Source organism: Pseudomonas sp. PDM13, from assembly GCF_025685765.1.
GTDB lineage: Bacteria > Pseudomonadota > Gammaproteobacteria > Pseudomonadales > Pseudomonadaceae > Metapseudomonas > Metapseudomonas solani.
Genome location: NZ_JAOTQU010000027.1, coordinates 18156 through 40080, shown reverse-complemented (window position 1 = coordinate 40080; position 21925 = coordinate 18156). Strand labels below are relative to the sequence as shown.

Genomic DNA, 21925 nt, shown 5'->3' with positions numbered 1-21925 from the left:
CGATGCGCTACCTGACGCGATAGAGCACCACGGAGCCGAAGTCGATCAGCCGGCCAGGTTCGTAGCGCTCGATCACGACCTTCTCTTCCCAGCGCTTATTGCGGAAGGAATCGGGCTCATGAATGTAGGTCAGCAGATTGCCCTTGAGCCTGAAGCGGACGGTGATCTTCACGCGATCACGGATTTCCATGCCCTTGCGGTCCATGCGCACGGTGCTGGAGCCGAACACCCAATAGCCGCGCAGGGGCGAGTCGAAGTCCAGGTCCGACCAGGTGCCCTGCAGGTCGGCCAGGGTCAGCAGCGGCGGGTTGGCCTGCTCGGCCGCCGTGTAGCTCGCCTGGATATCGTCCAGCGGCAAGGTGGCCTTGCCGGTTTGCCCCGTGCTGCTGGGAGCTGGCGGTGCGGGGTTCTCGTGGGCGATCTCTTCCTGGTTTTCCGGACTTCCGCAGGGGCGGTCGGAGAACTGGGTGGCGCCATTGGCGGCCTTGCATTTGAAGATGGCGGCGGAGGCCGGGGCCAGGGGCGCGAGGAGCAGGGCGCAGGCGAGCAGGGCCGGGGTGAGGCTGAGGGGGGAGCGCATCGAACATCCTTGTGCTGGGGCCGCAATGGTCGAGGAGTCTATCCACTGGCCCGGGGTGGTGACAGCCCCCGCTGCGACAATCGCACCGCTGCGCTTGCGGCGGCCTCTTGATGCAAATCAAGAAGCGCGGTGGCTGGCTGAACTCTCCTGAGGCAAACCAGAAGAAAGCCTGAGGAGTCACTCCTATGCGCCCTATACAGATGTTAGTGCTCGGTGGTCTTACGTTCGCAGCAGCATTGCCCTGGGAGGCCACGGCGGATCCCCTGCGCGACAGGGCCACTGCGCTGTTCAAACCGGTGCCGGCCACGGTCTCGCAGACCCAGGGGCGCACGCTCACCGAGGCGCAGATCGCCCTCGGCAAGCAGCTGTTCTTCGAGCCGCGCCTCTCCCGCAGCCACATCATCAGCTGCAACACCTGCCACAACATCGGCACCGGCGGCGCGGATAACGTGCCCACCTCGGTGGGCCACGGCTGGCAGAAAGGGCCGCGGAACTCGCCAACGGTGTTCAATGCGGTGTTCAACGCCGCGCAGTTCTGGGACGGCCGCGCCGAAGACCTGCAAGCCCAGGCCAAGGGCCCGATCCAGGCCAGCGTGGAGATGAACAACACCCCCGAGCGTGTCGAGCAGACCCTGGCCAGCATCCCCGAGTACGTGGCGGCCTTCTCCGCAGCCTTCCCCAAGGCGGAGAAACCGGTGAGCTTCGACAACATGGCCCTGGCCATCGAGGCCTTCGAAGCGACCCTGACCACCCCGGACTCGCCCTTCGACCGCTACCTGGCGGGGGATGACAAGGCCCTGGACGCCCAGCAGAAGGAAGGCTTGGCGCTGTTCATCGACACCGGCTGCAGCGCCTGCCACAACGGCGTCAACGTCGGCGGCCAGGCGTACTTCCCCTTCGGCCTGGTGCGCAAGCCCACCGAAGACATCCTGCCCATCGGCGACAAGGGCCGCTTCGCGGTGACCAAGACCTCCAGCGACGCCTACGTATTCCGCGCCGCGCCCCTGCGCAACATCGCCCTCACCGCGCCGTACTTCCACAGCGGCCAGGTCTGGGAGCTGAAGGAGGCGGTGGCGATCATGGGCAACAGCCAGCTGGGCCGCGAACTCAAGGACAAGGAAGTGGCCGCGATCACCGCCTTCCTCCACGGGCTATCGGGGCGCCAGCCGGATGTCAGCTACCCGATCCTGCCGGCCAGCACAGCGAGTACGCCACGGCCTGAATAGCCCGTTGCAGAGCCCCAGGAGAACCACCGCCCCCAACCTGGGCGGTGGTGTTAACGCGTCGCCGGGCGTGACCCATTGCCGCCTTTCGCCGAACACCTCTTGGATCTAGATGATAATTATTATTAAATGCGACGCTTCTCATTTGCCTGGGTCGCCATCGTGCCCACCGCCAATTCCTCTTCCGCGTCCAACGACCTCGGTACCTTCTACCGCCAGCACCACAACTGGCTCTGCGGCTGGCTGACCTTCCGCATGGGCGACACCTGGCAGGCCGCCGACCTGGCGCAGGACACCTTCGTCAAGGTGCTGCTGGCCGTGGGGCAGCGCGAGCAGGCGCTGCAGCTGGGCACCCTGCAGGAGCCGCGCGCCTACCTCACCACTGTGGCCAAGCGGGTGCTGCTCAACCACTACCGCCGGCAATCCCTGGAGCGCGCCTGGCAGCAGGCCCTGGCCCTGCTGCCGGAAGCCGAGGCGCCGTCCCCCGAGCAGCAACTGCTGCTGGTGGAGGTGCTGCACGAGGTGGATGCATTGCTCGATGGCCTGCCGGCGCGGGTGCGCGAGGCCTTCCTGCTGGCGCAGCTGGAAGGGCTGACCTATGGCGAGATCGCCGCGCGCATGGACGTCTGCGAGCGCAGCATCAAGCGCTACATCGCCCAGGCGCTGGCCCACTGCATGCTGGCGCTGCCATGAGCGGCACCCTCGACCCCCGGGTGGTGCACGAGGCGGCCGAATGGTTCGTGCAGCTGCAGTCCCCGGAAGCCGGCAGCGCCGACCACGAGGCCTGCGCTCGCTGGCGGGCCAGCCACGCGGACCACGAGGCGGCCTGGCAGAAGGCCCTGTACATCGCCCAGCGCTTCGGCCAGTTGCCGTCCTCCCTGGGCATGCCGGCGCTGGGGCGCAGCCGCCTCGTGGCCCGGCGCGAGGTGCTCAAATCCCTGCTTGTGCTGGCCGGCGCCGCGCCCCTCGGCTGGGGCGGCTATCACGCGGCCACGGCCCAGGGCTGGCTGGCGGACCTGCGCACCGCGCGGGGCGAACGGCGGCGCTTCGAACTGGCCGATGGCAGCTCGCTGGAGCTCAACAGCGCCAGTGCGGTGGACCTGGACTTCAGCGCCGAGTGCCGGCGCCTGGTGCTGCGCCAGGGCGAGATGCTGCTGCACGCCGTTACCGAGGCGCGACCGCTGGTGGTGCGCAGCGCCGACGGCTGCATGCGTGCCCAGGGCGGGCGCTTCAACGTGCGCCAGGAGGGCGGCGTGACCCGCGTGGCGGTGCTCGATGGCGTGCTGGAAGTGCGCCCCGGCGGTGAAGCCGATGCAGCGCTGCAGGTACACGCGGGGCAGCAGCTCAGCTTCGAGCGGGGCGGCGCCCGGGCGATCACGCCGCTGGCGGCCCAGGTGGACGCCTGGACCCGTGGCCTGCTGGTGGCCGACGGCATGCGCCTGGCCGATTTCGCCGCCGAGCTGCAGCGTTATCGGGCTGGCTTCGTCAGTTGCGCCGATGCGGTGGCCGAGTTGCGCCTCTCCGGTGCCTTCCAACTGGCCAACACCACGCCGGTGCTGGACAGCCTGGCCCAGGTGCTGCCCGTGCGGGTGGTCTACCGCACCCGTTACTGGGCGTCGATCCAGCCCGTCTGATGCGGGTTGGAAATTTTTTCATCGCGCCTGTCCCCTTTCTTCGATTCGCGTGTCAAGGCGGCAGAAAAACACTCACTGCCCACTGACAAGAGTCCGAACACACCCATGAACCACAGCTTCCCGACTTCGCTGCGCCCCAGTGTCCGCGCGGTACGCCACGGCCTGCTGGCCATGTTGCTGGTTTCCGGCGCGCCCCTGGTGGCGCTGCCCGCCGTCGCCCTCGCAGCCAGCGAGGCCCAGCAGGGCTTCAATGTGCCCGCCGGCAGTCTCTCCGCTGCCCTGGCGGCCTTTGCCGAGCAGGCCGGCGTCAGCGTCGCCATGCCCCCGGCGCTGGCCGCCGGCAAGCAGAGCCCCGGCCTCAGCGGCAACTGGTCGGTGCTCGAAGGCCTGCAGCGGCTGATGCGCGGCACCGGCCTGGAAGCGGTGCCGGGCGGCGAGGGCGTCTACCTGGTGCGGCCGCTGCCGGAAGCCGGCGCTGGCGTCGAGCTGGGCGCCACCAGCATCATCGGCAACCGCCAGGACGTTAGTGGCCCGCTGCGTGGCTACGTGGCCGAGCGCAGCGCTGCCGGCACCAAGACCGACACGCCGCTGATCCGCACCGCGCAGTCGGTATCGGTGGTCACCCGCGACCAGATGGACGATCAGGGCGTCACCAGCGTGGCCCAGGCGCTGCGCTATGCCGGCGGTACCTTTGCTGAATACCGGGGCTCCTCGCACCGCGTGGACGAGGTGTTCTCTCGCGGCTTCGGCTACACGCCCACCTACCTCGATGGCCTCAGCTTCGGCGGCGAGTCACGCTCCCAGGTCGACCCCTGGATGCTCGAGCGGGTCGAGCTGATCCACGGCCCGGCCTCGGTGCTCTACGGCCAGGCCAGCCCGGGCGGGCTGCTGGCGATGACCAGCAAGCGGCCGTCCCAGGACGCCAGGAACGCCCTGCAGCTGGGCGTGGGCAGCGACTCGCTGCGCCGTGGCGCCTTCGACCTCAACGGCCAGCTGGACGAAGCCGGTACGCTGCTCTATCGCCTCAACGGCGTGCTCAGCAAAGGCCAGGCGGAGGTGGACCACGTGGACGAGGAACGCCACGCCCTGGCGCCTGCGCTCACCTGGCAGCCCGACGAGGACACCCGCCTGACCCTGCTCGGCTACTACCAGCACGATCCGGAAGCCGGCTACCGCAACTTCTGGCCCACCGAGGGCGTCGCCAACTCCGGGCGCTTCGGTCGCCTGTCGCGCCACTTCGACGTGGGCGACCCGGACTTCTACAAGTCCGAGCGCGAGCAATCCTCCCTCGGCTACCAGTTCGAACACCGCTTCAACGACCTGCTGACCTTCCGCCAGAACCTGCGCTACCTGCAGGAGGATGCCGACTACCGGCAGATGGTGTTCATGACCATGACCGCCGACGGCCGCTACCTGCGCCGCGCGCCCTCGGCCTCCCGCGAGGAGCTGAAACAGTGGGTGGTGGACAACCAGCTGCAGTTCGACTTCCAGACCGGCCCGCTGGCCCACACCCTGCTGGCCGGCGTCGACTACAAGCGCACGCGCCTGGACACCGACACCGCCCGCGACCTGAACTGGTTCGACAACTACCTGCTGGATTCGCAGAACCCCGTCTACCACGTGCCGGTGGGCCCCCTCACCACCATCGACGACAACAGCCAGCGTGCCGAGCAACTGGGTGCCTACCTGCAGGACCAGATCGAGTGGGGCGGCTGGAACCTGATGATCGGCGGTCGCCAGGACCGCTCGGAAGTGGAGACCGACAACCACCTCGCCGACACCCGCGTGACCGTCAAGGACGACAAGTTCACCGGCCGCGTGGGCCTGCTCTACGCCTTCGAAAACGGCATCTCGCCCTACGCCAGCTACAGCACCTCCTTCGAGCCGGAGCTGAGCAGCGGCGCGCCGGGCAGTTCGCCCTTCAAGCCCACCACCGGCAAGCAGACCGAGGTCGGTGTGAAGTACCAACCGTTGGGCACCGAGGCGCTGTTCACCCTGGCCTGGTTCGACCTGACCCAGCGCAACGTCGTCGCCTGGGACAGCAACCTCGGCTACAACGTGCAGAACGGCGAGGTGCACGCCCGTGGCCTGGAGTTCGAGGCGCGCGGCAACCTGGGCGAGAACCTGGAACTGGTGGGTTCCTTCACCTACCTCAAGCCCGAGGTCACCGAGTCCGCGCAGGCCGGTGTCGAGGGCATGCAGCCGGCGCGCCAGCCCAACCACCTGGCCTCGCTCTGGGGCACCTACCAGCTGGCCGCCCTCGGCGTGCCGGGGCTCTCGGTCGGTGCCGGCGCGCGCTACGTCGGCTCCAGCTACGGCGACGCGCGCAACACCTACAAGGTGGCCTCGGTGACTCTGTTCGACGCCATGCTCGGCTACGAGCTGAAGTTCCTGGCGCCAGAGCTGGACGGCGCCTCGGTGCAGCTCAACGCCAGCAACCTCACCGACAAGGTCTACGCGGCGTCCTGCGCGGGTTCCGATTCCTGCTTCTACGGCGCCAGCCGCACCCTCACCGCCAACCTCAACTACGCCTGGTGACCGGCATGACGCGACTGATCGTGCTGGCGCTGCTGGCCGGCCTGGGCCTTACCGCCCAGGCCGGCGAGGCGCGCACCTACGAGGAGCGGCTGGACGAAGCAGGCCGGCACCGCATCGAACTGCCCCTGGTGGCGGGCGACTACCTCGGCGGCCAGCTGCCGTCGGCGGGTGTCACCCTCGACCTGCAAGGCGCCGACGGCACGCACCTGCGCCGCCTGGTGGCCGGGGACGCCGGCCGCCGCGCCTTTCTCATGGTGGCGCCGGGCACCGGCGGCTATCGCCTGGCGCTGCAGGGCGCGCCGGGTGCCGGCTACCGCCTGGAACTGGCCGCGCCCATCCCCCTGGCCGAGCAACGCGCCCCGCGCGAGCCGCTGCAGAGTCCGCGCCTGCGGGCCCTGCAGCAGCGCCTGGAGGAGGGCGGCGACAGCGACGCTTTCTGGGGTGAAATGGCCGAGCGCCGCACGCCCCTGGTGGAGCCGCTGGACGAGGCGGATGCCCTGGTGACCTTCCTCTGGCGCGGCGCCCGGCACAACGTGCGCCTGTTCGGCGGGCCGGGCTACGACCATGCCCATCTCGCCCGCCTGGGGGATTCGGACGTCTGGTTCGTGACCTTCCGCCTACCCCGGGAGACGCGGCTGTCCTATCAACTGGCGCCGGACGTGCCCGAGCTGGACGCCGATGCCGGCACCCGCCGTCGCGCCATCCTCGCCACCGCCCAGGCCGATCCGCTCAACCCTGGCGCCTACCCCGAGCGCGGCATCGACCCCTTCCAGTACGACTCGGTGCTGGAGCTGGACCGCGCGCCGCCGCAACCCTGGATCGCCCCGCGCGCCGGGGTGCCCAGGGGCACGCTGGAGCGCTTCGAGCTGGCCAGTACCGTCCTCGGCAACCGCCGCGCCGTGCACCTGTACCGGCCCGCCGGCTACCGCCCGGGCGCGGCGGACAATCACCTGCTCTACCTGTTCGATGCCGAGGCCTACCTGGGCAAGGTGCCCACGCCCCGGGTGCTGGACAACCTGATCGCCGCCGGCGCCATCCCGCCCATGGCCGCCGTGCTGATCGACAACCCCAGCCCCGAGGCGCGTGGCGCCGAGCTGCCACCCAATCCGGATTTCGCCCGCTTCCTTGCCGAGGAACTGCAGCCCTGGGTCCGTGCCCACGGCCTGGACGCCCCGGCGGCGCGTACGGTGATCGCCGGCTCCAGCTATGGTGGTCTGGCTTCCAGCTACGCCGCGCTGAAGCACCCGGAGATCTTCGGCAATGTACTCAGCCAGTCCGGCTCCTACTGGTGGGCACCACCGGGTGAGGAGCCCGAGTGGCTGACCCGCGAGTACGCCCGCACGGCGAAGCTGCCGGTGCGCTTCTACCTGGAGGCAGGGCAGTTCGAGCGCGGCGAAGGGCAGAGCGGCATCTTCGAAACCACCCGCCACCTGCGCGATGTGCTGCAGGCCAGGGGCTACCCGGTGGTCCACCGCGAATGGGCCAGCGGCCACGATTACCTGAACTGGCGCGGCACCCTGGCGGAGGGGCTGATCGCCCTGTTCGGGCGATGAGCTGACGCTGGTGCTCCGGGGCGACCCCCTCTAGGATGGTCGCCCCGGAGCAAGGACCCCGCCGATGGACACGCGTTACCTGATCGAGATGCTGCTGAAGCGGGACAAAGTGGATTCCTTCTCCCGCTACCCCTACGTCCTGCCGGCGGTGCGCAGCCTGGAGCGCCTGGAGTTCCACCCCAAGGTGACCTTCCTGGTGGGTGAGAACGGCTCGGGCAAGTCCACCTTGATGGAGGCCCTGGCGGTGGCCCTGGGCTTCAACCCCGAAGGCGGCACGCGCAACTTCAACTTCGGCACCCGCGCCTCCCATTCCGAGCTGCACCGCGCGTTGCGCGTCAGCCGGGGCGTGCGCCGTGCGCGGGATGGCTTCTTCCTGCGTGCCGAGAGCTTCTTCAACCTGGCCACCGAGATCGAGCACCTGGACGCCGAGCCGGCTCCGGCGCCGCCGGTGATCGACTCCTACGGCGGGCGCTCGCTGCACGAGCAGTCCCATGGCGAATCCTTCCTCGCGCTGCTGATGAACCGTTTCGGCGGCAAGGGCCTGTACCTGCTCGACGAACCCGAGGCGGCGCTCTCGCCCCAGCGCCAACTGGCCATGCTGGCGCGCATCCACGACCTGGTGAAGGACGATTCGCAATTCGTCATCGCCACCCATTCGCCCATCCTCATGGCCTACCCGGACGCCTGGATCTACCAGTGCGGGCCGGAGGGCTTCAGGCTCACCGCCTACGACGACACCGAGCACGTGCAGGTCAGCCGTGGCTTCCTCGCCAACCCGGCGCGCACCCTGCGCACCTTGCTGGGGGAGGAGGGCTGAGGCCCGCCGCCTTCGGTACAGCCAGCGGCGGCGTTCTCAGGTGCCGCCACCCATCGCCTGCCGGTATTGCCGGGGCGTGAAGCCCGTGAGTTGCTTGAATTGGCGGCTGAAGGCGCTGTGGTCGGTGTAGCCGCATTGCAGGGCGACATCGGTGATGGGTAACTCCGTCTGCAGCAGGCGATGGGCGTGCTCGAGGCGCGCCTTGGTGATCATCTGCCGTGGCGTCAGTTGGAACGCGCGGGTGCAGTAGCGCTCCAGCTGAGCGACCGAAAGCCCGGCGATACGGGTCAGGGTGTCCAGGGTGATGGGCTCGTGGAAGTGCTGGCGGATGTACTCGTCCACTTCCGCGAGGCGCGCGTAGGCGGGGTGGGCGGTGGCGGCCGACTGCAAGTCCACCGAGATGCCCACCAGGCCGATGATGGCGTCGCTGCGGTTCAGCAGTGGGCGCTTGTGGGTCAGGCACCAGCCGGGTTCGCGGCTGCCATAGAGGTGCAGTTCGAGCTGGTCCTCCAGCACCTGGCCTTTCTCCAGGACGCGGCGGTCCTGTTCGGTGTAGCCGGGGCCGAGCTGGGCGGGGAAGACCTCTGCACTGGTCCTGCCCAGCAGCGGCTGCAATTGCTTGAGGCCGCAACGCTGCACCAGGGTACGGTTGGCCAGGACGTAACGGGCCTGGGTGTCCTTGATGAAGATCGCCGCATTGGGAATCGCATCCAGCACCGGCAACAGCAACTCGGCGCTGGCCAGCAGTTCGTCCAGGGATGCCGGACGGCGCTGGGGCTCTATCGCGGCCAGTGCCGCCAGTGCTCTTCGCACCATGCCTTCCACCTCGCTCGAAGCCTGACCGGCAGGAGAGTGCCGCAGCCCGGAGTGGCTGTCGAGCGGCCTCGTACCGTCCCGCTCCATTGTGCTGATTTCGTCATCGGAGCTGGGGAAAAGCATCAAGCCCCGCACCACCTGGCCAGTCCACTCTATGGCTATCGCATGCGGCGTGGCGCCGGCGGACGAAGGGCCGGGAGTGCCCGGATCGTCTTCCGCAGCGGCGCCGCAGCGTGATCTTCCAGCCCATCCAATAACGCACAAGAAGGCTACGCCATGTCTGGGAAGTTCAAGAAACAGCTGTCGCTGACCGACCTGACCTTTATCGGTCTGGGCGCCATATTCGGCTCCGGCTGGCTGTTCGCCGCCAGCCACGTCTCCGTCATCGCCGGCCCGGCGGGGATCATCTCCTGGTTCATCGGCGGCTTCGCCGTGCTGCTGCTCGGCATCATCTACTGCGAACTGGGCGCGGCGCTGCCCCGCGCCGGTGGCGTGGTGCGCTACCCGGTGTTCTCCCACGGCCCGCTGCTGGGCTACCTGATGGGCTTCATCACCCTGATCGCCTTCTCCAGCCTGGTGGCCATCGAGGTGGTCGCCTCCCGCCAGTATGCGGCGGCCTGGTTCCCGGGGCTGACCGAGGCCGGTTCGAGCAACCCGACACTCAGCGGCTGGCTGGTGCAGTTCGGCCTGCTGTGCCTGTTCTTCTGGCTCAACTACCGCAGCGTGAAGACCTTCGCCCGGGCCAACAACCTGGTCAGCGTGTTCAAGTTCATCGTGCCGCTGCTGGTCATCGGCGTGCTCTTCGCCTTCTTCAAGCCGGAGAACTTCCAGGCCCAGGGCTTCGCCCCCTTCGGCCTCTCGGGCATCGAGATGGCGGTCTCCGCCGGCGGCATCATCTTCGCCTACCTGGGGCTTACGCCGATCATCTCGGTGGCCAGCGAGGTGAAGAACCCGCAGCGCACCATCCCCATCGCGCTGATCCTCTCGGTGCTGCTCTCCACCGCCATCTACGTGCTGCTGCAACTGGCCTTCCTCGGCGCGGTGCCGACGGAAATGCTCGCCAACGGCTGGGCCGGTATCTCCAAGGAGTTCGCCCTGCCGTACCGGGACATCGCCCTGGTCCTCGGCATCGGCTGGCTGGCCTACCTGGTGGTGGCCGATGCGGTGGTCTCCCCCAGCGGCTGCGGCAACATCTATATGAACGCCACGCCCCGGGTCGTCTACGGTTGGGCACAGACCGGCACCTTCTTCCGCATCTTCACCCGCATCGATGAAAAGTCCGGCATCCCGCGCCCGGCGCTGTGGCTGACCTTCGGCCTGTCGGTGTTCTGGACCCTGCCGTTCCCCTCCTGGGAGGCGCTGATCAACGTCGTTTCGGCAGCGTTGATCCTCAGCTACGCCGTGGCCCCGGTCACCGTCGCCGCACTGCGGCGCAACGCCCCCGGCATGCCGCGGCCGTTCCGCGTCCGGGGCATGGCGGTGATGGGGCCGCTGTCCTTCGTCATCGCCGCGCTGATCGTCTACTGGTCGGGCTGGAACACCGTGTCCTGGCTGCTCAGCCTGCAGATCCTGATGTTCGTCATCTACCTGCTGTGCCGCCGCTTCGTGCCCACCGAGCACCTGAGCCTGGCCCAGCAGGTGCGCTCGTCCGCCTGGCTGATCGGCTTCTACGCCGTGACCCTGCTGCTCTCCTGGCTCGGCAGCTTCGGCGGCCTTGGCCTGCTGGCCCACCCCTTCGACACCCTTGCCGTGGCGGCCTGCGCCACCGCGATCTACTACTGGGGCGCGGCCACGGGCGTGCCGGCCGAGCTGATCATCCTCAGTGGCGAGGATGAAAGCGAGGAGGCTGCCGACACCGAGCAGGGCCTGCAACCGGCCGCGGCCCCCAGCCAGGCCCTGTCCTGATAGCCGCAAGAAGGAGTACGGATATGAGCGAGCTCATCAACCTCAGCCTCGAGCAGGTCCATGACCTGGCCCTGCGCACGCTGATCGGCAATGGCATGGGCGAGGATCACGCCCGGGCCATCGCCGACACCATCACCCAGGGTCAGCGCGACGAGTGCCACTCCCATGGCCTCTATCGCGTGCTGGTGTGCGTGCATTCGCTGCGCTCCGGCAAGGTCGATCCCAACGCCCGGCCGACCCTGAGCCGGCCGGCACCGGCCATCGTCAGCGTCGATGCCCACCGCGGCTACTCGCTGCTGGCCCTGCAGACCGGGCTGCCGCTGCTGGTGGAGCAGGCCCGCGAGCTGGGCGTCGCCGCCCTGGTGATCCGCAACTGCTTCCACTTCTCCGCGCTCTGGCCGGAGGTGGAAGCCATCGCCGCTGAAGGGCTGGTGGGCCTGGCCATGACCCCCAGCCACGCCTGGGTGGCGCCGGAGGGCGGCAGCCAGGGCGTGTTCGGCACCAACCCGCTGGCCTTCGCCTGGCCGCGCGCGGGGCGCGAACCCTTCGTCTTCGACTTCGCCACCAGTGCCATCGCCCGGGGCGACATCGAGCTGCACGCCCGCCAGGGCAAACCCATCCCCCTGGGCTGGGGCCTGGACGCCGCAGGCGTGCCCAGCACCGACGCCCGCGCCGTGCTGGAGGGCGCCATGCAGACCTTCGGCGGGCACAAGGGCTCGGCCCTCGCCGCGATGATCGAACTCATGGCCGGGGCGCTGATCGGCGACCTCACCAGCGCCGAATCGCTCGCCTTCGATGCCGGCGCCGGGGCCACGCCCTGCCACGGCGAACTGCTGCTGGCTTTCGACCCGGCGCGCTTCCTCGGCGACGCCCTGGAGGAGGGGCAGCGCCGCGCCGAGCAGCTGTTCGCCGCCATCACCGGGCAGGGCGCACGCCTGCCTTCGCAACGCCGCTTCGACGCCCGCCAGCGCAGCGCGCGTGACGGCGTCTGGGTGGCGAAAACCCTGCTGGACGATATCGAGCGGCTGGCGGCCTAGCGCCCCGGCCACCCACCTGTCTCCCTGAATGGAACCGCCCATGAAGCGCATACATGTGATCGACTCCCACACCGGCGGCGAACCCACCCGCCTGGTGATGCAAGGTTTCCCCGAGCTGGCCGGCGACACCCTGGCCGAGCAGCGCGACCTGCTGCGCGAGCGGCATGACCACTGGCGCCGCGCCTGCCTGCTGGAGCCGCGCGGCAACGATGTGCTGGTGGGGGCGCTGCACTGCCCGCCGCTGTCGCCCGGCGCCACCTGCGGGGTGATCTTCTTCAACAACGCCGGCTACCTCGGCATGTGCGGGCACGGCACCATCGGCCTGGTCGTCTCCCTGCACCACCAGGGGCTGATCGACCCGGGCGAGCACCGCATCGACACCCCGGTGGGCACCGTCAGCGCCACCCTCCACGACGACGGCCGCGTGACCATCGGCAACGTGCCGTCCTATCGCTACCGCACCCAGGTGCCGGTGGAAGTGCCCGGCCACGGCACCTTCCTGGGCGATATCGCCTGGGGCGGCAACTGGTTCTTCCTTGTGGCCGAGCACGGCCAGCGCCTGCAGCTGGACAACGTCGAAGCCCTGACCGCCTTCACCTGGGCGATGCTCAGGGCCCTGGAGGCGCAAGGCATCCAGGGCGAGGGCGGCGCACTGATCGACCATGTGGAGCTGTTCGCCGAGGACGAGCACGGCGACAGCCGCAACTTCGTCATGTGCCCGGGCAAGGCCTACGACCGTTCCCCCTGCGGCACCGGCACCAGCGCCAAGCTGGCGTGCCTGGCGGCCGACGGCAAGCTCGCCCCGGGCGAGACCTGGGTCCAGGCCGGCATCACCGGCAGCCGCTTCGAGGGTCGCTACGAATGGGAGGGCGACCGCATCCGCCCCTTCATCACCGGGCGCGCCCATATCACCGCCGACTGCGTCCTGCTCATCGACGAACAGGACCCCTTCGCGTGGGGCATCTGAGCCCACGCGCGCCTCTCCATTCCCCTGCACCAAGGAGCAGAACCATGAATCACGACATCTTCACCGGTTGCATCCCCGCCCTGATGACGCCTTGCACCGCCGCCCGCCAGCCGGACTTCGACGCCCTGGTCGCCAAGGGCCGCGAGCTGGTCGAACTGGGCATGAGCGGGGTGGTGTACTGCGGCTCCATGGGTGACTGGCCGCTGCTCAGCGAGTCCCAGCGCCAGGAGGGCGTGGCGCGCCTGGTAAAGGCCGGCGTGCCCACGGTGGTCGGCACCGGCGCGGTCAACACCCGCGAGGCGGTCGCCCACGCCGCGCACGCCGCCAAGGTGGGCGCCCAGGGCCTGATGGTGATCCCGCGCCTGCTTTCCCGCGCCGCTTCGCCCGCCGCACAGAAGGCGCACTTCGCCGCCGTGCTCGGTGCCGCACCGCAGTTGCCCTCGGTGATCTACAACAGCCCCTACTACAGCTTCTCCACCCGCGCTGAGCTGTTCTTCGACCTGCGCAGCCAGTTCTCCAACCTGATCGGTTTCAAGGAGTTCGGTGGCGCCGAGGCCATGCGTTACGCCGCCGAACACATCACCTCCCGCGACGACGAGGTCATCCTCGTCGCCGGCGTCGACACCCAGGTGTTCCACGGCTACGTCCACTGCAATGCCGCCGGCACCATCACCGGCATCGGCAACGTGCTGCCCCGCGAAGTGCTGCAGCTGGTGGCCCTGAGCCGCCAGGCCGCTGCAGGCGACACCCGTGCGCGGCGCCTGGCCCTGGAGCTGAGCGAGGCACTGGACGTGCTCTCGTCCTTCGACGAGGGCTGCGACCTGGTGCTGTTCTACAAGTACCTGATGGTGCTCAACGGCGACCGCGAATACAGCCTGCACTTCAACGAGAGCGACGCCCTCAGCGACGCCCAGCGTCGCTACGCCGAGCAGCAGTACGCGCTGTTCCGCCAGTGGTATGCCAGCTGGTCGGTGGAACAGAACCTCGTCTGACCCAGGCGCCGCTACGCAGCCCTGCGTAGCGGCGCCCCGCACAACAGGAAGCACCATGACACTCACAGGCAACATGCTGATCGGCCGCCAGACCGTGGCCGGTCGCGGCGCGGCCATCCGTGCCATCGACCCCGCCACCGGCGCCGTGCTGGAGCCCGCCTACCCGGGCGGCAGCCCGGCACAGGTGAAACAGGCCTGCGCATTGGCCCGGGAAGCCTTCACCGCTTACCGGGAAACCTCTCCAGCGGCACGCGCGGCGTTTCTCGACACCATCGCCGAAGAGATCGAGGCGCTGGGGGATGCGCTGATCGAGCGCGCCGTGGCCGAAACCGGCCTGCCCCTGGCACGCATCCAGGGCGAGCGTGGCCGCACCTGCCAGCAGCTGCGCACCTTCGCCCGCACCCTGCGCGCCGGTGAATGGCTGGACGTGCGGATCGACAGCGCCCAGCCGCAACGCCAGCCCCTGCCGCGCCCGGACCTGCGCCAGCGTCAGGTGGCCCTGGGGCCGGTGGCGGTGTTCGGCTCCAGCAACTTCCCCCTGGCCTTCTCCGTGGCCGGTGGTGATACCGCCTCGGCGCTGGCGGCCGGCTGCCCGGTGGTGGTCAAGGCCCACGGCGCCCACCCGGGCACCAGCGAGTGGGTGGGGCGGGCGGTGGCCCGCGCGGTAGAGCGCTGCGCGCTGCCCGAGGGCGTGTTCTCGCTGCTGTTCGGCGCCGGCCACGAGGTGGGCATCGCCCTGGTCAGCGACCCGCGCATCAAGGCCGTCGGCTTCACCGGCTCGCGCAGCGGTGGCCTGGCCCTGTGCCAGGCGGCCCAGGCACGGCCGGAGCCGATCCCGGTGTATGCGGAAATGAGCGCGATCAACCCGGTGTTCCTGTTCCCCGCGGCCCTGCACGCTCGCGGCGAGGCGTTGGCCGAAGGCTTCGTCGCTTCGCTGACCCAGGGCGCCGGGCAGTTCTGCACCAATCCGGGCCTGCTCATCGCCCAGCAGGGCGGGGCGCTGGATGCCTTTATCGCCGCTGCCGCCGGGCAGCTGGAGAAGAGCCCGGCGCAGGCCATGCTGACGCCGGGCATTTTCGATGCCTTCGCGTCCGGCGTCGGCGCCTTGGCCCGACACGCCAAGGTGCGCCGGGTGGCCAGCGGGCAGCCGGGTGATGGCCCCAACCGCTGCCAGGCGCAGTTGTTCGTCACCGAAGCCGACGCCTTCCTCGCCGACCCGGCGCTGCAGGCGGAAATCTTCGGTGCCGCCGGGCTTATCGTGCAGTGCCGGGATGCGGGGCAGGTGCAGGCCATCGCCGAGCACCTCGAAGGCCAGCTCACCGCCACCCTGCACCTGGACGAAGCGGACCACGACGCCGCCCGGGCCCTGCTGCCGACCCTGGAGCTGAAGGCCGGCCGCGTGCTGGTCAACGGCTGGCCCACCGGTGTCGAGGTGTGCGATGCCATGGTTCACGGCGGCCCCTTCCCGGCCACCTCCGATGCCCGCAGCACCTCGGTGGGCACTGCCGCCATCCAGCGCTTCCTGCGCCCGGTCTGCTACCAGGGCTTCCCGGATGCGCTGCTGCCCACTGCGCTCCGGCAGGGCAACCCGCTGCAGCTGCGCCGCCTGCTCGATGGCCAGCGGGAGGCGTAGCGCCATGGGCAATCATCCCGCTCAGGACGCGATCGATATCGCAGTGGTCGGCGCCGGCATCATCGGCGTCGCCTGCGCCCTGCAACTGGCGCGGCAGGGCAAGCGCGTGCGGGTCCTGGACCCACAGGAGCCGGGGCAGGGCGCCTCGTTCGGCAACGCCGGGCACCTGGCCACCGAACAGGTCTTCCCCATCGCCGACCTGTCGATCCTCACCCGCCTGCCGGCCATGCTCATGGACCCGATGGGCCCGCTGCGCCTCGATTGGAAGTACCTGCCCCAGGCGCTGCCCTGGTTCCTGCGCCTGTTGCTCAACCTGCACACTGCGCCTTTCCAGCGCACCGTGGCCGGCCTGCGCGGGCTCAATGAGGCCAGCCTGGAGGCCTGGCAACGGCTGCTGGCCAGCATCCAGCGTCCCGACCTGCTCAAGGTGGACGGTTCGTTGCTGGTGTACGAGCGCGAGGAATCGCGCCAGGCGCTGCAGCAGGTGCAGGCGCGCATGGCCGGGCAGGGCGTGCCGCTGGAATTCTGGGAGGGCGCCGCCGTGTACGCGGCGGCGCCACAGTTGAGCGAGCGCATACAGGGCGGGCTGTTCTTCCCTCGCACCGGGCACTTCATCGACCCGCATCGGGTGGTCCGCGAACTGGCGGCCGCCGCCGAAGGGCTGGGCGTGCGCTTCGTGCGTCAGCGGGTGCACGGTGGCCATCTTCTTGCGGATGGCGTGGCGCTGAGCACCGATGCAGGCAGTGTGCAGGCCCGCCAGGTGCTGGTGGCCTGCGGCGCCCACTCGGCTCCGCTGACCGCCAGCCTGACCGGCAAGCAGGTACCCCTGGACACCGAGCGCGGCTACCACCTGATGCTGCCCCACGAGCACGGCCGGCTGCCCTTCGCCGTCACTTCGTTCGAGCGCCGCTTCATCATGACGCCCCTGGCCGACGGCCTGCGCCTGGCCGGCACCGTGGAGTTCGCCGGCCTGGAGCGCCCCGCCAACATGGAGCGTGCCTGGCAACTGCACCGCCTCAGCCAGGGCCTCTTTCGCCGCGACCTGAACACCGAGGCCGCGACCCCCTGGATGGGCTTCCGCCCCTCGTTGCCGGACTCGCTGCCGATCATCGACCGGGTGTGTGACGGCCGGGTGCTGCTCGCCTTCGGCCACCAGCACCTGGGGCTGACCCAGGCGGCGATCACTGCCGAGTACATTGGTCAACTGGCCCGGAGGCAGACGTTGGCGGACCTTGAGGCGTACCGCCTGGGGCGGTTCGTGCGCTAGTGGGCCCGGGCATGGATGGTTGCTGGCGCAAGGGGTTGCGAGCATCCAGAATGGCGGGCTTGAGCACAGGAGCTTCACCATGGATGACCTCTTCCCCAACCCTTTCCTCCTGGCCGGTGGTGCCCTTAGCGCCATTGCCGCGCTGCTGCACCTGGGCTGTATCCGCTATGGCGCGCCCTGGTACCGCTTCTTCGGTGCCGGCGAGCGCATGGCACGCCTGGCTGAAGCCGGCAGTCCGGTGGCCACGCTCGTCACCCTGGGCATCAGTGCCGTGCTGGGGCTCTGGGCACTCTACGCACTGTTGGCCGGCCTCGGCCTGCCACTCCCTCTTGCGCAGCCGGTGTTGTGTCTGGTCACGGCGGTGTACCTGCTGCGCGGTCTCGGCGGGCTGCTGCTGGTCAAGCGTGGCCTGGGCCGCAGCACGGGGTTCTGGCTGTGGAGTTCGGCCATCTGCCTGACGCTGGGTGGCCTGCACCTGGTGGGATTGGCGCAGGTGTGGGGCCAGCTCTAGGCGAAAGCGAAGTACGGGCTCCCATACCCAGGGAGCGCACCCTGGGTACCGTGCCGAGTCGTCTCTCGAGCTGCAGTCAGATATCCGTCAGGGACACCAGTACTTCCAGCCGGGCGGCCGGGGCACTGTAAGTGGCTATCTGCATCCGGTTGAGCCAGTCGAGCGTCGCTTCCGTGTTGTCGCGCATCGCTTTGGAGGAAAGGTCGTAGGTCACCGAATGTCGCAGTGAATGCAGCAGCTCCCAGAGCTGGCAGGGGGCCAGGCTCGCGTTGATGATCTTGAGTATCTCGCTATTGATCTCGCTGACGCGGCTGTGGATCAGGCTGCTGGTGTTGCCCGTGGGGAACAGCTGCTTGGCCTTGAGCTGGATGGCACTCATGCGCTGCTTATGCAGGCTCGGGTCGTCCTTGGTGTCTTTGTAGGTCGTGCTGTCCTGCAGGTACTTCTCGAACTGGTCGATGCACTTGCGGACGATCTCGATGGCCTTGTTGATGTCCGCCCTGTCCGGCACCAGGTTGGCCGGTGTGCTGTTCAAGCGCTTGGCGATCATCAGCATCACCCCATCCGGGGTACTGGGGATACGCTTCCACTTCCTGGATATCAAGGGGGCCGTCAGGTTCCGGTAGAAGTCCTTTGTCGATATGGAGTCTTTCTTCAGCGCATTGAAGGTGGCTTCGGCCAGTTTGCGGATGACCTGGCTCCAATGGAGCATGTGACGCCTATCCTCCACATGGCCCTTCTTGGCGTTCTGGTTGACCTTCACCTTGGTCGCCTGGGTGGTCCAGGCGGGCCGCCCCTTGATCCTGATCTTCCGTGTGATTGGATCCGATTCGATCCGGAGCCGGTTGGTCTTCCTGGGGCCGCGTGGCATTGGGTGTTCCTCCCTGAACTGGGTGCAGAAACAGACTAGACCAGATCGAGGTTCCTGCCGGCGTCCGCGGCAGGAGGCAGGGGATGCAGCGTTGGGCTCCCGGGCTGAAGCCCGGGCTACGCCTCGCGGTTGCGCCGTGCCAGGGCTTCGATGGCGCGGACCCCGGCCTGCATCTTCAACACCGCCGAGGAGTTGGCCGAATGCACGCGGATGCGTGGCGGCACGAAGCCGTGCAGGGCGACGGCTTCCTCGATCCACAGGATCACGTCGTAGCCGGTGCCGCGTTCGTCGTCGCCCAGGTCGTGGTCCAGGCTCAGCTCGCTGACACTGCCCGTCTTCAACAGCTCGATCACCTCGTCCGGCCACCAGGTGCGGACCCAGCCGTCGGGGGTGGTGCGTTCGTCGTCCAGATAGACCTTCATCGCCTCAGGCTCCTGTTGCCCAGCTGTAGAGCAGCCAGGTGTCGCGGGTTTCGCAGAAATAGAGCTTCTCGTTCCAGTTGTCCTGCAACGCCAGTGCCGGCGCGATCAACGGTTCGGGGAGGATGGGGGTGTCCAGCGGTTGCGGCTGGCCGTCGCGGAAGATGCCCCAGCGGTCACAGTGATAAGGGCGTCCGGTATCGGCATGCCGCGCCAGGATGGCGCTGCGGATGGTGTCCCCCAGGCTGGTGATCTCCAGGGTCGCCTTGTCGATGTCGACGCCAGTGGGCCGGGCGTTGGCCAGCTCCGGGAGCAGCCAGCGGTGCAGCAGGTCGTCGATATGCGCTGGAGTCGTCTCCTCCAGCGCCCACTCTTCCACCTGGTGCAGCTCGCGATTGAGCAGTGCGATCAGGCCCTCGGCGGGCGTTGCGGCCTGCGCCTTGCCACAGTGATAGAGCCTGGCGTCACAGAGGCCCTCATCCCGGGTGCAGAATTCCAGCACCTCCACAGGGGTGGTCAAGGCGCGCAGAAGGTGTTGGCGCATCAGGCCGGGCGCGGCCAGCAGTTCCTCCACCAGGGAGCGGTCCAGATTCGATTCCATTCAGCGTGCAGCCAGCCGGGAGTGTGCGGGGCTGCGAAGTTTATCTTGCGCTGCATCCCGCTTCACGCATTGCGTCTAAATCCCCACCGTCGCCCATCGTCTCCTCTGCACAAGGCCGAGAAGCGCCACAAGCGCACGGCCCGGAGCTTGATGCCACTTTATCGAGGGTCGAAGGATGCAAGCCGCTACCAGCCTGCCGCTGTCCGCCGCAGAAGAAGAGACGCTCTACCAGTTCGAGGAGACGCCGCTGCTGGCCCGCCAGAAGCAGCAGGAGTCCAATGCCCGCAGCTATCCCCGGCGCATCCCCCTGGCGCTCAAGCGCGCGCGCGGGCTCTATGTCGAGGACGTGGAAGGCCGCACCTTCATCGATTGCCTCGCCGGTGCCGGCACCCTGGCCCTGGGTCACAACCACCCGGTGGTGATCGACGCCATCCGCCAGGTGCTCGCCGACGAGCTGCCCCTGCACACCCTGGACCTCACTACCCCGGTGAAGGATCAGTTCGTCCAGGACCTCTTCGGCCTGCTGCCCGAGGGCCTGGCCCGCGAGGCGAAGATCCAGTTCTGCGGCCCCACCGGCACCGACGCCGTGGAAGCCGCGCTGAAGCTGGTGCGCACCGCCACCGGGCGCAGCACCATCCTCTCGTTCCAGGGCGGTTACCACGGCATGAGCCAGGGCGCCCTGGGGCTGATGGGCAACCTGGGGCCGAAGAAGGCCCTGGGCGCGGTGCTCGGCAACGGCGTGCAGTTCGCCCCCTATCCCTACGATTACCGCTGCCCCTTCGGCATCGGTGGCGAAGCCGGCGTGCGCGCCAATCTGCACTACCTGGAAAACCTGCTCAGTGACCCGGAGGCCGGCGTATTGCTGCCCGCAGCCGTGATCGTCGAAGCGGTGCAGGGCGAGGGCGGCGTGGTGCCGGCGGACATCGAGTGGCTGCGCGGCCTGCGTCGCATCACCGAGAAAGCCGGTGTGGCGCTGATCGTCGACGAGATCCAGAGCGGCTTCGGCCGCACCGGCAAGATGTTCGCCTTCGAGCACGCCGGCATCATCCCCGACGTGGTGGTGTTGTCCAAGGCCATCGGTGGCAGCCTGCCGCTGGCGGTGATGGTTTACCGCGAATGGCTTGACGTCTGGGGCCCGGGCGCCCACGCCGGCACCTTCCGTGGCAACCAGATGGCCATGGCCGCCGGCTCGGCTGTGTTGCGCTACCTCAAGGAGCACGACATCCCCGGTCACGCCGCCGCCATGGGCGAGCGCCTGGTGGGCCACCTGCGCGAGCTGCAGCGCGACTACCCGCAGCTGGGCGATATCCGTGGCCGCGGGCTGATGCTCGGCGTCGAGCTGGTGGACCCGTCCGGCCCGCGCGACGCCCTCGGCCACCCCCCGACCTTCAACGCCCTGGCCTCGCGCCTGCAGGCGCAATGCCTGAAGCGCGGGCTGATCCTCGAACTGGGCGGTCGCCACGGCAGCGTGGTGCGCTTCCTGCCGCCGCTGATCATCACCGCCGAGCAGGTGGACGAAGTCGCCCGCCGCTTCGGTCGGGCACTGGCGGCCGCGCTGCGGGATTGAGTCGCCCATCCCGCCGCTGAAGCGTCCGTCTTCCCCGAGGCGCCCAGTCATGGGCGCCTCATTCATTTCGAGCAGACCCCATGGCATTCGTATTCGATCGTGACGATCGGCTGTTCCTGGTAGGGCACCGCGCCTTCTGGCGCGCCCGCAAGGCGATTCCCGTCGGTCGGTACCTCACCGGCAAGGGCCGCCTGGCGGGCTGAATGGCGCCTTCTTCGTTGCGGCTGATATGCCTGCCGTTCTGTGGCGCCAGCGCGCAGGTCTATCTGCGATGGCAGCGGCACCTGCCAGCCTGGCTGGAGCTTCACCCGCTGGAGCTGCCGGGTCGTGGCGAGCGTGCGGAAGAGCCCGCGCAGACCGATATCGTCGGGCTGGCGCGGCAACTGGCCCGGGAGCTGGAGCCGACGTTGCGCCATGGGCGCTATGCGGTGTTCGGGCACGGGCTCGGGGCCTTGCTCGCTTGCGAGTTGCTGCATGTTCTGAGGGCGCGGGGGCTGCCGATGCCCCGCTGCCTCTTCGTCTCGGGAGCGGCTGCGCCCGCGCGTCGGGATGAGTGTGGTGCCAGCCTGTTCCACCTGGGGCATGACCTGGCCCCTGTCACCGGCATCAGCGGGTCGATGGCGCTGCCGCTCCTGCGTGCCGACTACCTGCTTTGCGTCGGCCACCGGCCCAGGCCGCGCACGCCGCTGGATTGCCCGATCCATGTGCTCTCGGGGGCCGATGACCGGATCACCCGCGCCCAGCTCCGCGCCTGGGGCGATGAGACCTCCGCCACCCTCGAACTGCGCCAGTTCGAGGGTGGCCATTTCTATTTCCACACCCTGGAAGCGGAGGTGCTGGGCTACCTGCGCAACGTCCTCGCCGCCAGGGTCGAGCGGCGACGTTCAGGGGCCGGTCGCGCCCTGTCCTGGTAAGCCTCCCGCAGCGGGAGCGCGCAAAGATGCCCCTGGGCGGCCAATTGCTTGATGCATATGGAAATCCGCCCGTCCCGCGC

21 protein-coding genes are annotated in these 21925 nt (G+C 68.9%); 16 read left to right on the top strand and 5 right to left on the bottom strand.

Going from position 1 to position 21925, the window contains the following annotated elements; translation table 11 throughout:
* Positions 1-7 precede the first annotated feature (7 nt).
* The gene (locus OEJ36_RS24390) at positions 8-580 is read right to left on the bottom strand and encodes a DUF4124 domain-containing protein (protein WP_263403719.1); all 573 of its coding nucleotides are present in this window, start codon (positions 578-580) and stop codon (positions 8-10) included.
* 185 nt (positions 581-765) lie between these two features.
* Here OEJ36_RS24390 and OEJ36_RS24385 point away from each other — a divergent pair, with 185 nt between their 5' ends.
* The 6 genes from OEJ36_RS24385 (at position 766) to OEJ36_RS24360 (ending at position 8345) form a co-directional block, all read left to right on the top strand.
* Complete coding sequence (locus tag OEJ36_RS24385) at positions 766-1806, top strand: cytochrome-c peroxidase (protein WP_263403718.1); 1041 nt, start codon at positions 766-768, stop codon at positions 1804-1806.
* 126 nt (positions 1807-1932) lie between these two features.
* On the top strand, positions 1933-2496 hold the full coding sequence (locus tag OEJ36_RS24380) for a sigma-70 family RNA polymerase sigma factor (RefSeq protein ID WP_263403717.1): 564 nt from the start codon (positions 1933-1935) through the stop codon (positions 2494-2496).
* A complete protein-coding gene (locus tag OEJ36_RS24375) occupies positions 2493-3437 on the top strand; it encodes a FecR domain-containing protein (RefSeq protein WP_263403716.1) in 945 nt (314 codons plus the stop codon). Before OEJ36_RS24380 ends, OEJ36_RS24375 begins: the two co-directional genes overlap by 4 nt.
* A 105-nt stretch (positions 3438-3542) precedes the next feature.
* The gene (locus tag OEJ36_RS24370) at positions 3543-5975 is read left to right on the top strand and encodes a TonB-dependent siderophore receptor (protein ID WP_263403715.1); all 2433 of its coding nucleotides are present in this window, start codon (positions 3543-3545) and stop codon (positions 5973-5975) included.
* 5 nt (positions 5976-5980) lie between these two features.
* On the top strand, positions 5981-7528 hold the full coding sequence (locus tag OEJ36_RS24365) for an alpha/beta hydrolase-fold protein (protein WP_263403714.1): 1548 nt from the start codon (positions 5981-5983) through the stop codon (positions 7526-7528).
* 64 nt (positions 7529-7592) lie between these two features.
* A complete protein-coding gene (locus OEJ36_RS24360; RefSeq protein ID WP_263403713.1) occupies positions 7593-8345 on the top strand; it encodes an AAA family ATPase in 753 nt (250 codons plus the stop codon).
* A gap of 36 nt (positions 8346-8381) precedes the next feature.
* On the opposite strand, the gene OEJ36_RS24355 is transcribed toward OEJ36_RS24360, so the two are convergent.
* The gene (locus OEJ36_RS24355; RefSeq protein ID WP_263403712.1) at positions 8382-9161 is read right to left on the bottom strand and encodes an AraC family transcriptional regulator; all 780 of its coding nucleotides are present in this window, start codon (positions 9159-9161) and stop codon (positions 8382-8384) included.
* A 276-nt stretch (positions 9162-9437) separates the two neighbouring features.
* Between OEJ36_RS24355 and OEJ36_RS24350 the strand changes: the two genes are divergently transcribed.
* The 7 genes from OEJ36_RS24350 to OEJ36_RS24320 all read left to right on the top strand — a co-directional run bounded on the left by OEJ36_RS24350 (position 9438) and on the right by OEJ36_RS24320 (position 17473).
* Positions 9438-11066 (top strand): APC family permease, encoded by a 1629-nt coding sequence (locus tag OEJ36_RS24350; RefSeq protein WP_263403711.1) that lies wholly within the window; start codon positions 9438-9440, stop codon positions 11064-11066.
* A gap of 23 nt (positions 11067-11089) precedes the next feature.
* Positions 11090-12103: an Ldh family oxidoreductase gene (locus tag OEJ36_RS24345; RefSeq protein WP_263403710.1), complete on the top strand. Its 1014-nt coding sequence runs from the start codon at positions 11090-11092 to the stop codon at positions 12101-12103.
* Between the two features lie 40 nt (positions 12104-12143).
* Entirely contained in the window at positions 12144-13070 is a 927-nt protein-coding gene (locus tag OEJ36_RS24340; protein WP_263403709.1) for a 4-hydroxyproline epimerase, read from the top strand.
* A gap of 44 nt (positions 13071-13114) precedes the next feature.
* Positions 13115-14062, top strand: a complete 948-nt coding sequence (locus OEJ36_RS24335) for a dihydrodipicolinate synthase family protein (RefSeq protein WP_263403708.1) — start codon at positions 13115-13117, stop codon at positions 14060-14062.
* Positions 14063-14117: 55 nt separating this feature from the next.
* Entirely contained in the window at positions 14118-15695 is a 1578-nt protein-coding gene (locus OEJ36_RS24330) for an aldehyde dehydrogenase (NADP(+)) (RefSeq protein ID WP_263403707.1), read from the top strand.
* 4 nt (positions 15696-15699) lie between these two features.
* On the top strand, positions 15700-16962 hold the full coding sequence (locus tag OEJ36_RS24325; RefSeq protein ID WP_263403706.1) for an FAD-dependent oxidoreductase: 1263 nt from the start codon (positions 15700-15702) through the stop codon (positions 16960-16962).
* Between the two features lie 79 nt (positions 16963-17041).
* Entirely contained in the window at positions 17042-17473 is a 432-nt protein-coding gene (locus OEJ36_RS24320) for a hypothetical protein (RefSeq protein ID WP_263403705.1), read from the top strand.
* Between the two features lie 76 nt (positions 17474-17549).
* On the opposite strand, the gene OEJ36_RS24315 is transcribed toward OEJ36_RS24320, so the two are convergent.
* The 3 genes from OEJ36_RS24315 to OEJ36_RS24305 form a co-directional block, all read right to left on the bottom strand.
* A complete protein-coding gene (locus tag OEJ36_RS24315; protein ID WP_263403704.1) occupies positions 17550-18344 on the bottom strand; it encodes a hypothetical protein in 795 nt (264 codons plus the stop codon).
* Positions 18345-18460: 116 nt separating this feature from the next.
* On the bottom strand, positions 18461-18766 hold the full coding sequence (locus tag OEJ36_RS24310) for a cyclic-phosphate processing receiver domain-containing protein (RefSeq protein ID WP_263403703.1): 306 nt from the start codon (positions 18764-18766) through the stop codon (positions 18461-18463).
* Positions 18767-18770: 4 nt separating this feature from the next.
* A complete protein-coding gene (locus tag OEJ36_RS24305) occupies positions 18771-19364 on the bottom strand; it encodes a hypothetical protein (RefSeq protein ID WP_263403702.1) in 594 nt (197 codons plus the stop codon).
* Positions 19365-19539: 175 nt separating this feature from the next.
* Here OEJ36_RS24305 and OEJ36_RS24300 point away from each other — a divergent pair, with 175 nt between their 5' ends.
* From OEJ36_RS24300 to OEJ36_RS24290, 3 genes are all read left to right on the top strand, one after another.
* Positions 19540-20931, top strand: a complete 1392-nt coding sequence (locus tag OEJ36_RS24300; RefSeq protein WP_263403701.1) for an aspartate aminotransferase family protein — start codon at positions 19540-19542, stop codon at positions 20929-20931.
* 80 nt (positions 20932-21011) lie between these two features.
* Complete coding sequence (locus tag OEJ36_RS24295) at positions 21012-21134, top strand: hypothetical protein (protein ID WP_263403700.1); 123 nt, start codon at positions 21012-21014, stop codon at positions 21132-21134.
* Positions 21135-21845 carry a thioesterase II family protein gene (locus tag OEJ36_RS24290; protein WP_263403699.1) on the top strand — a complete coding sequence of 237 codons (711 nt, stop codon included), beginning with the start codon at positions 21135-21137 and terminating at the stop codon, positions 21843-21845.
* Positions 21846-21925: the final 80 nt, after the last annotated feature.

Bases quoted from the DNA above. Each gene is read 5' to 3' on its own strand.
- OEJ36_RS24390 (WP_263403719.1), bottom strand. From the start codon at position 580: ATGCGCTCCCCCCTCAGCCTCACCCCGGCCCTGCTCGCCTGCGCCCTG.
- OEJ36_RS24385 (WP_263403718.1), top strand. From the start codon at position 766: ATGCGCCCTATACAGATGTTAGTGCTCGGTGGTCTTACGTTCGCAGCA.
- OEJ36_RS24380 (WP_263403717.1), top strand. From the start codon at position 1,933: ATGCGACGCTTCTCATTTGCCTGGGTCGCCATCGTGCCCACCGCCAAT.
- OEJ36_RS24375 (WP_263403716.1), top strand. From the start codon at position 2,493: ATGAGCGGCACCCTCGACCCCCGGGTGGTGCACGAGGCGGCCGAATGG.
- OEJ36_RS24370 (WP_263403715.1), top strand. From the start codon at position 3,543: ATGAACCACAGCTTCCCGACTTCGCTGCGCCCCAGTGTCCGCGCGGTA.
- OEJ36_RS24365 (WP_263403714.1), top strand. From the start codon at position 5,981: ATGACGCGACTGATCGTGCTGGCGCTGCTGGCCGGCCTGGGCCTTACC.
- OEJ36_RS24360 (WP_263403713.1), top strand. From the start codon at position 7,593: ATGGACACGCGTTACCTGATCGAGATGCTGCTGAAGCGGGACAAAGTG.
- OEJ36_RS24355 (WP_263403712.1), bottom strand. From the start codon at position 9,161: ATGGTGCGAAGAGCACTGGCGGCACTGGCCGCGATAGAGCCCCAGCGC.
- OEJ36_RS24350 (WP_263403711.1), top strand. From the start codon at position 9,438: ATGTCTGGGAAGTTCAAGAAACAGCTGTCGCTGACCGACCTGACCTTT.
- OEJ36_RS24345 (WP_263403710.1), top strand. From the start codon at position 11,090: ATGAGCGAGCTCATCAACCTCAGCCTCGAGCAGGTCCATGACCTGGCC.
- OEJ36_RS24340 (WP_263403709.1), top strand. From the start codon at position 12,144: ATGAAGCGCATACATGTGATCGACTCCCACACCGGCGGCGAACCCACC.
- OEJ36_RS24335 (WP_263403708.1), top strand. From the start codon at position 13,115: ATGAATCACGACATCTTCACCGGTTGCATCCCCGCCCTGATGACGCCT.
- OEJ36_RS24330 (WP_263403707.1), top strand. From the start codon at position 14,118: ATGACACTCACAGGCAACATGCTGATCGGCCGCCAGACCGTGGCCGGT.
- OEJ36_RS24325 (WP_263403706.1), top strand. From the start codon at position 15,700: ATGGGCAATCATCCCGCTCAGGACGCGATCGATATCGCAGTGGTCGGC.
- OEJ36_RS24320 (WP_263403705.1), top strand. From the start codon at position 17,042: ATGGATGACCTCTTCCCCAACCCTTTCCTCCTGGCCGGTGGTGCCCTT.
- OEJ36_RS24315 (WP_263403704.1), bottom strand. From the start codon at position 18,344: ATGCCACGCGGCCCCAGGAAGACCAACCGGCTCCGGATCGAATCGGAT.
- OEJ36_RS24310 (WP_263403703.1), bottom strand. From the start codon at position 18,766: ATGAAGGTCTATCTGGACGACGAACGCACCACCCCCGACGGCTGGGTC.
- OEJ36_RS24305 (WP_263403702.1), bottom strand. From the start codon at position 19,364: ATGGAATCGAATCTGGACCGCTCCCTGGTGGAGGAACTGCTGGCCGCG.
- OEJ36_RS24300 (WP_263403701.1), top strand. From the start codon at position 19,540: ATGCAAGCCGCTACCAGCCTGCCGCTGTCCGCCGCAGAAGAAGAGACG.
- OEJ36_RS24295 (WP_263403700.1), top strand. From the start codon at position 21,012: ATGGCATTCGTATTCGATCGTGACGATCGGCTGTTCCTGGTAGGGCAC.
- OEJ36_RS24290 (WP_263403699.1), top strand. From the start codon at position 21,135: ATGGCGCCTTCTTCGTTGCGGCTGATATGCCTGCCGTTCTGTGGCGCC.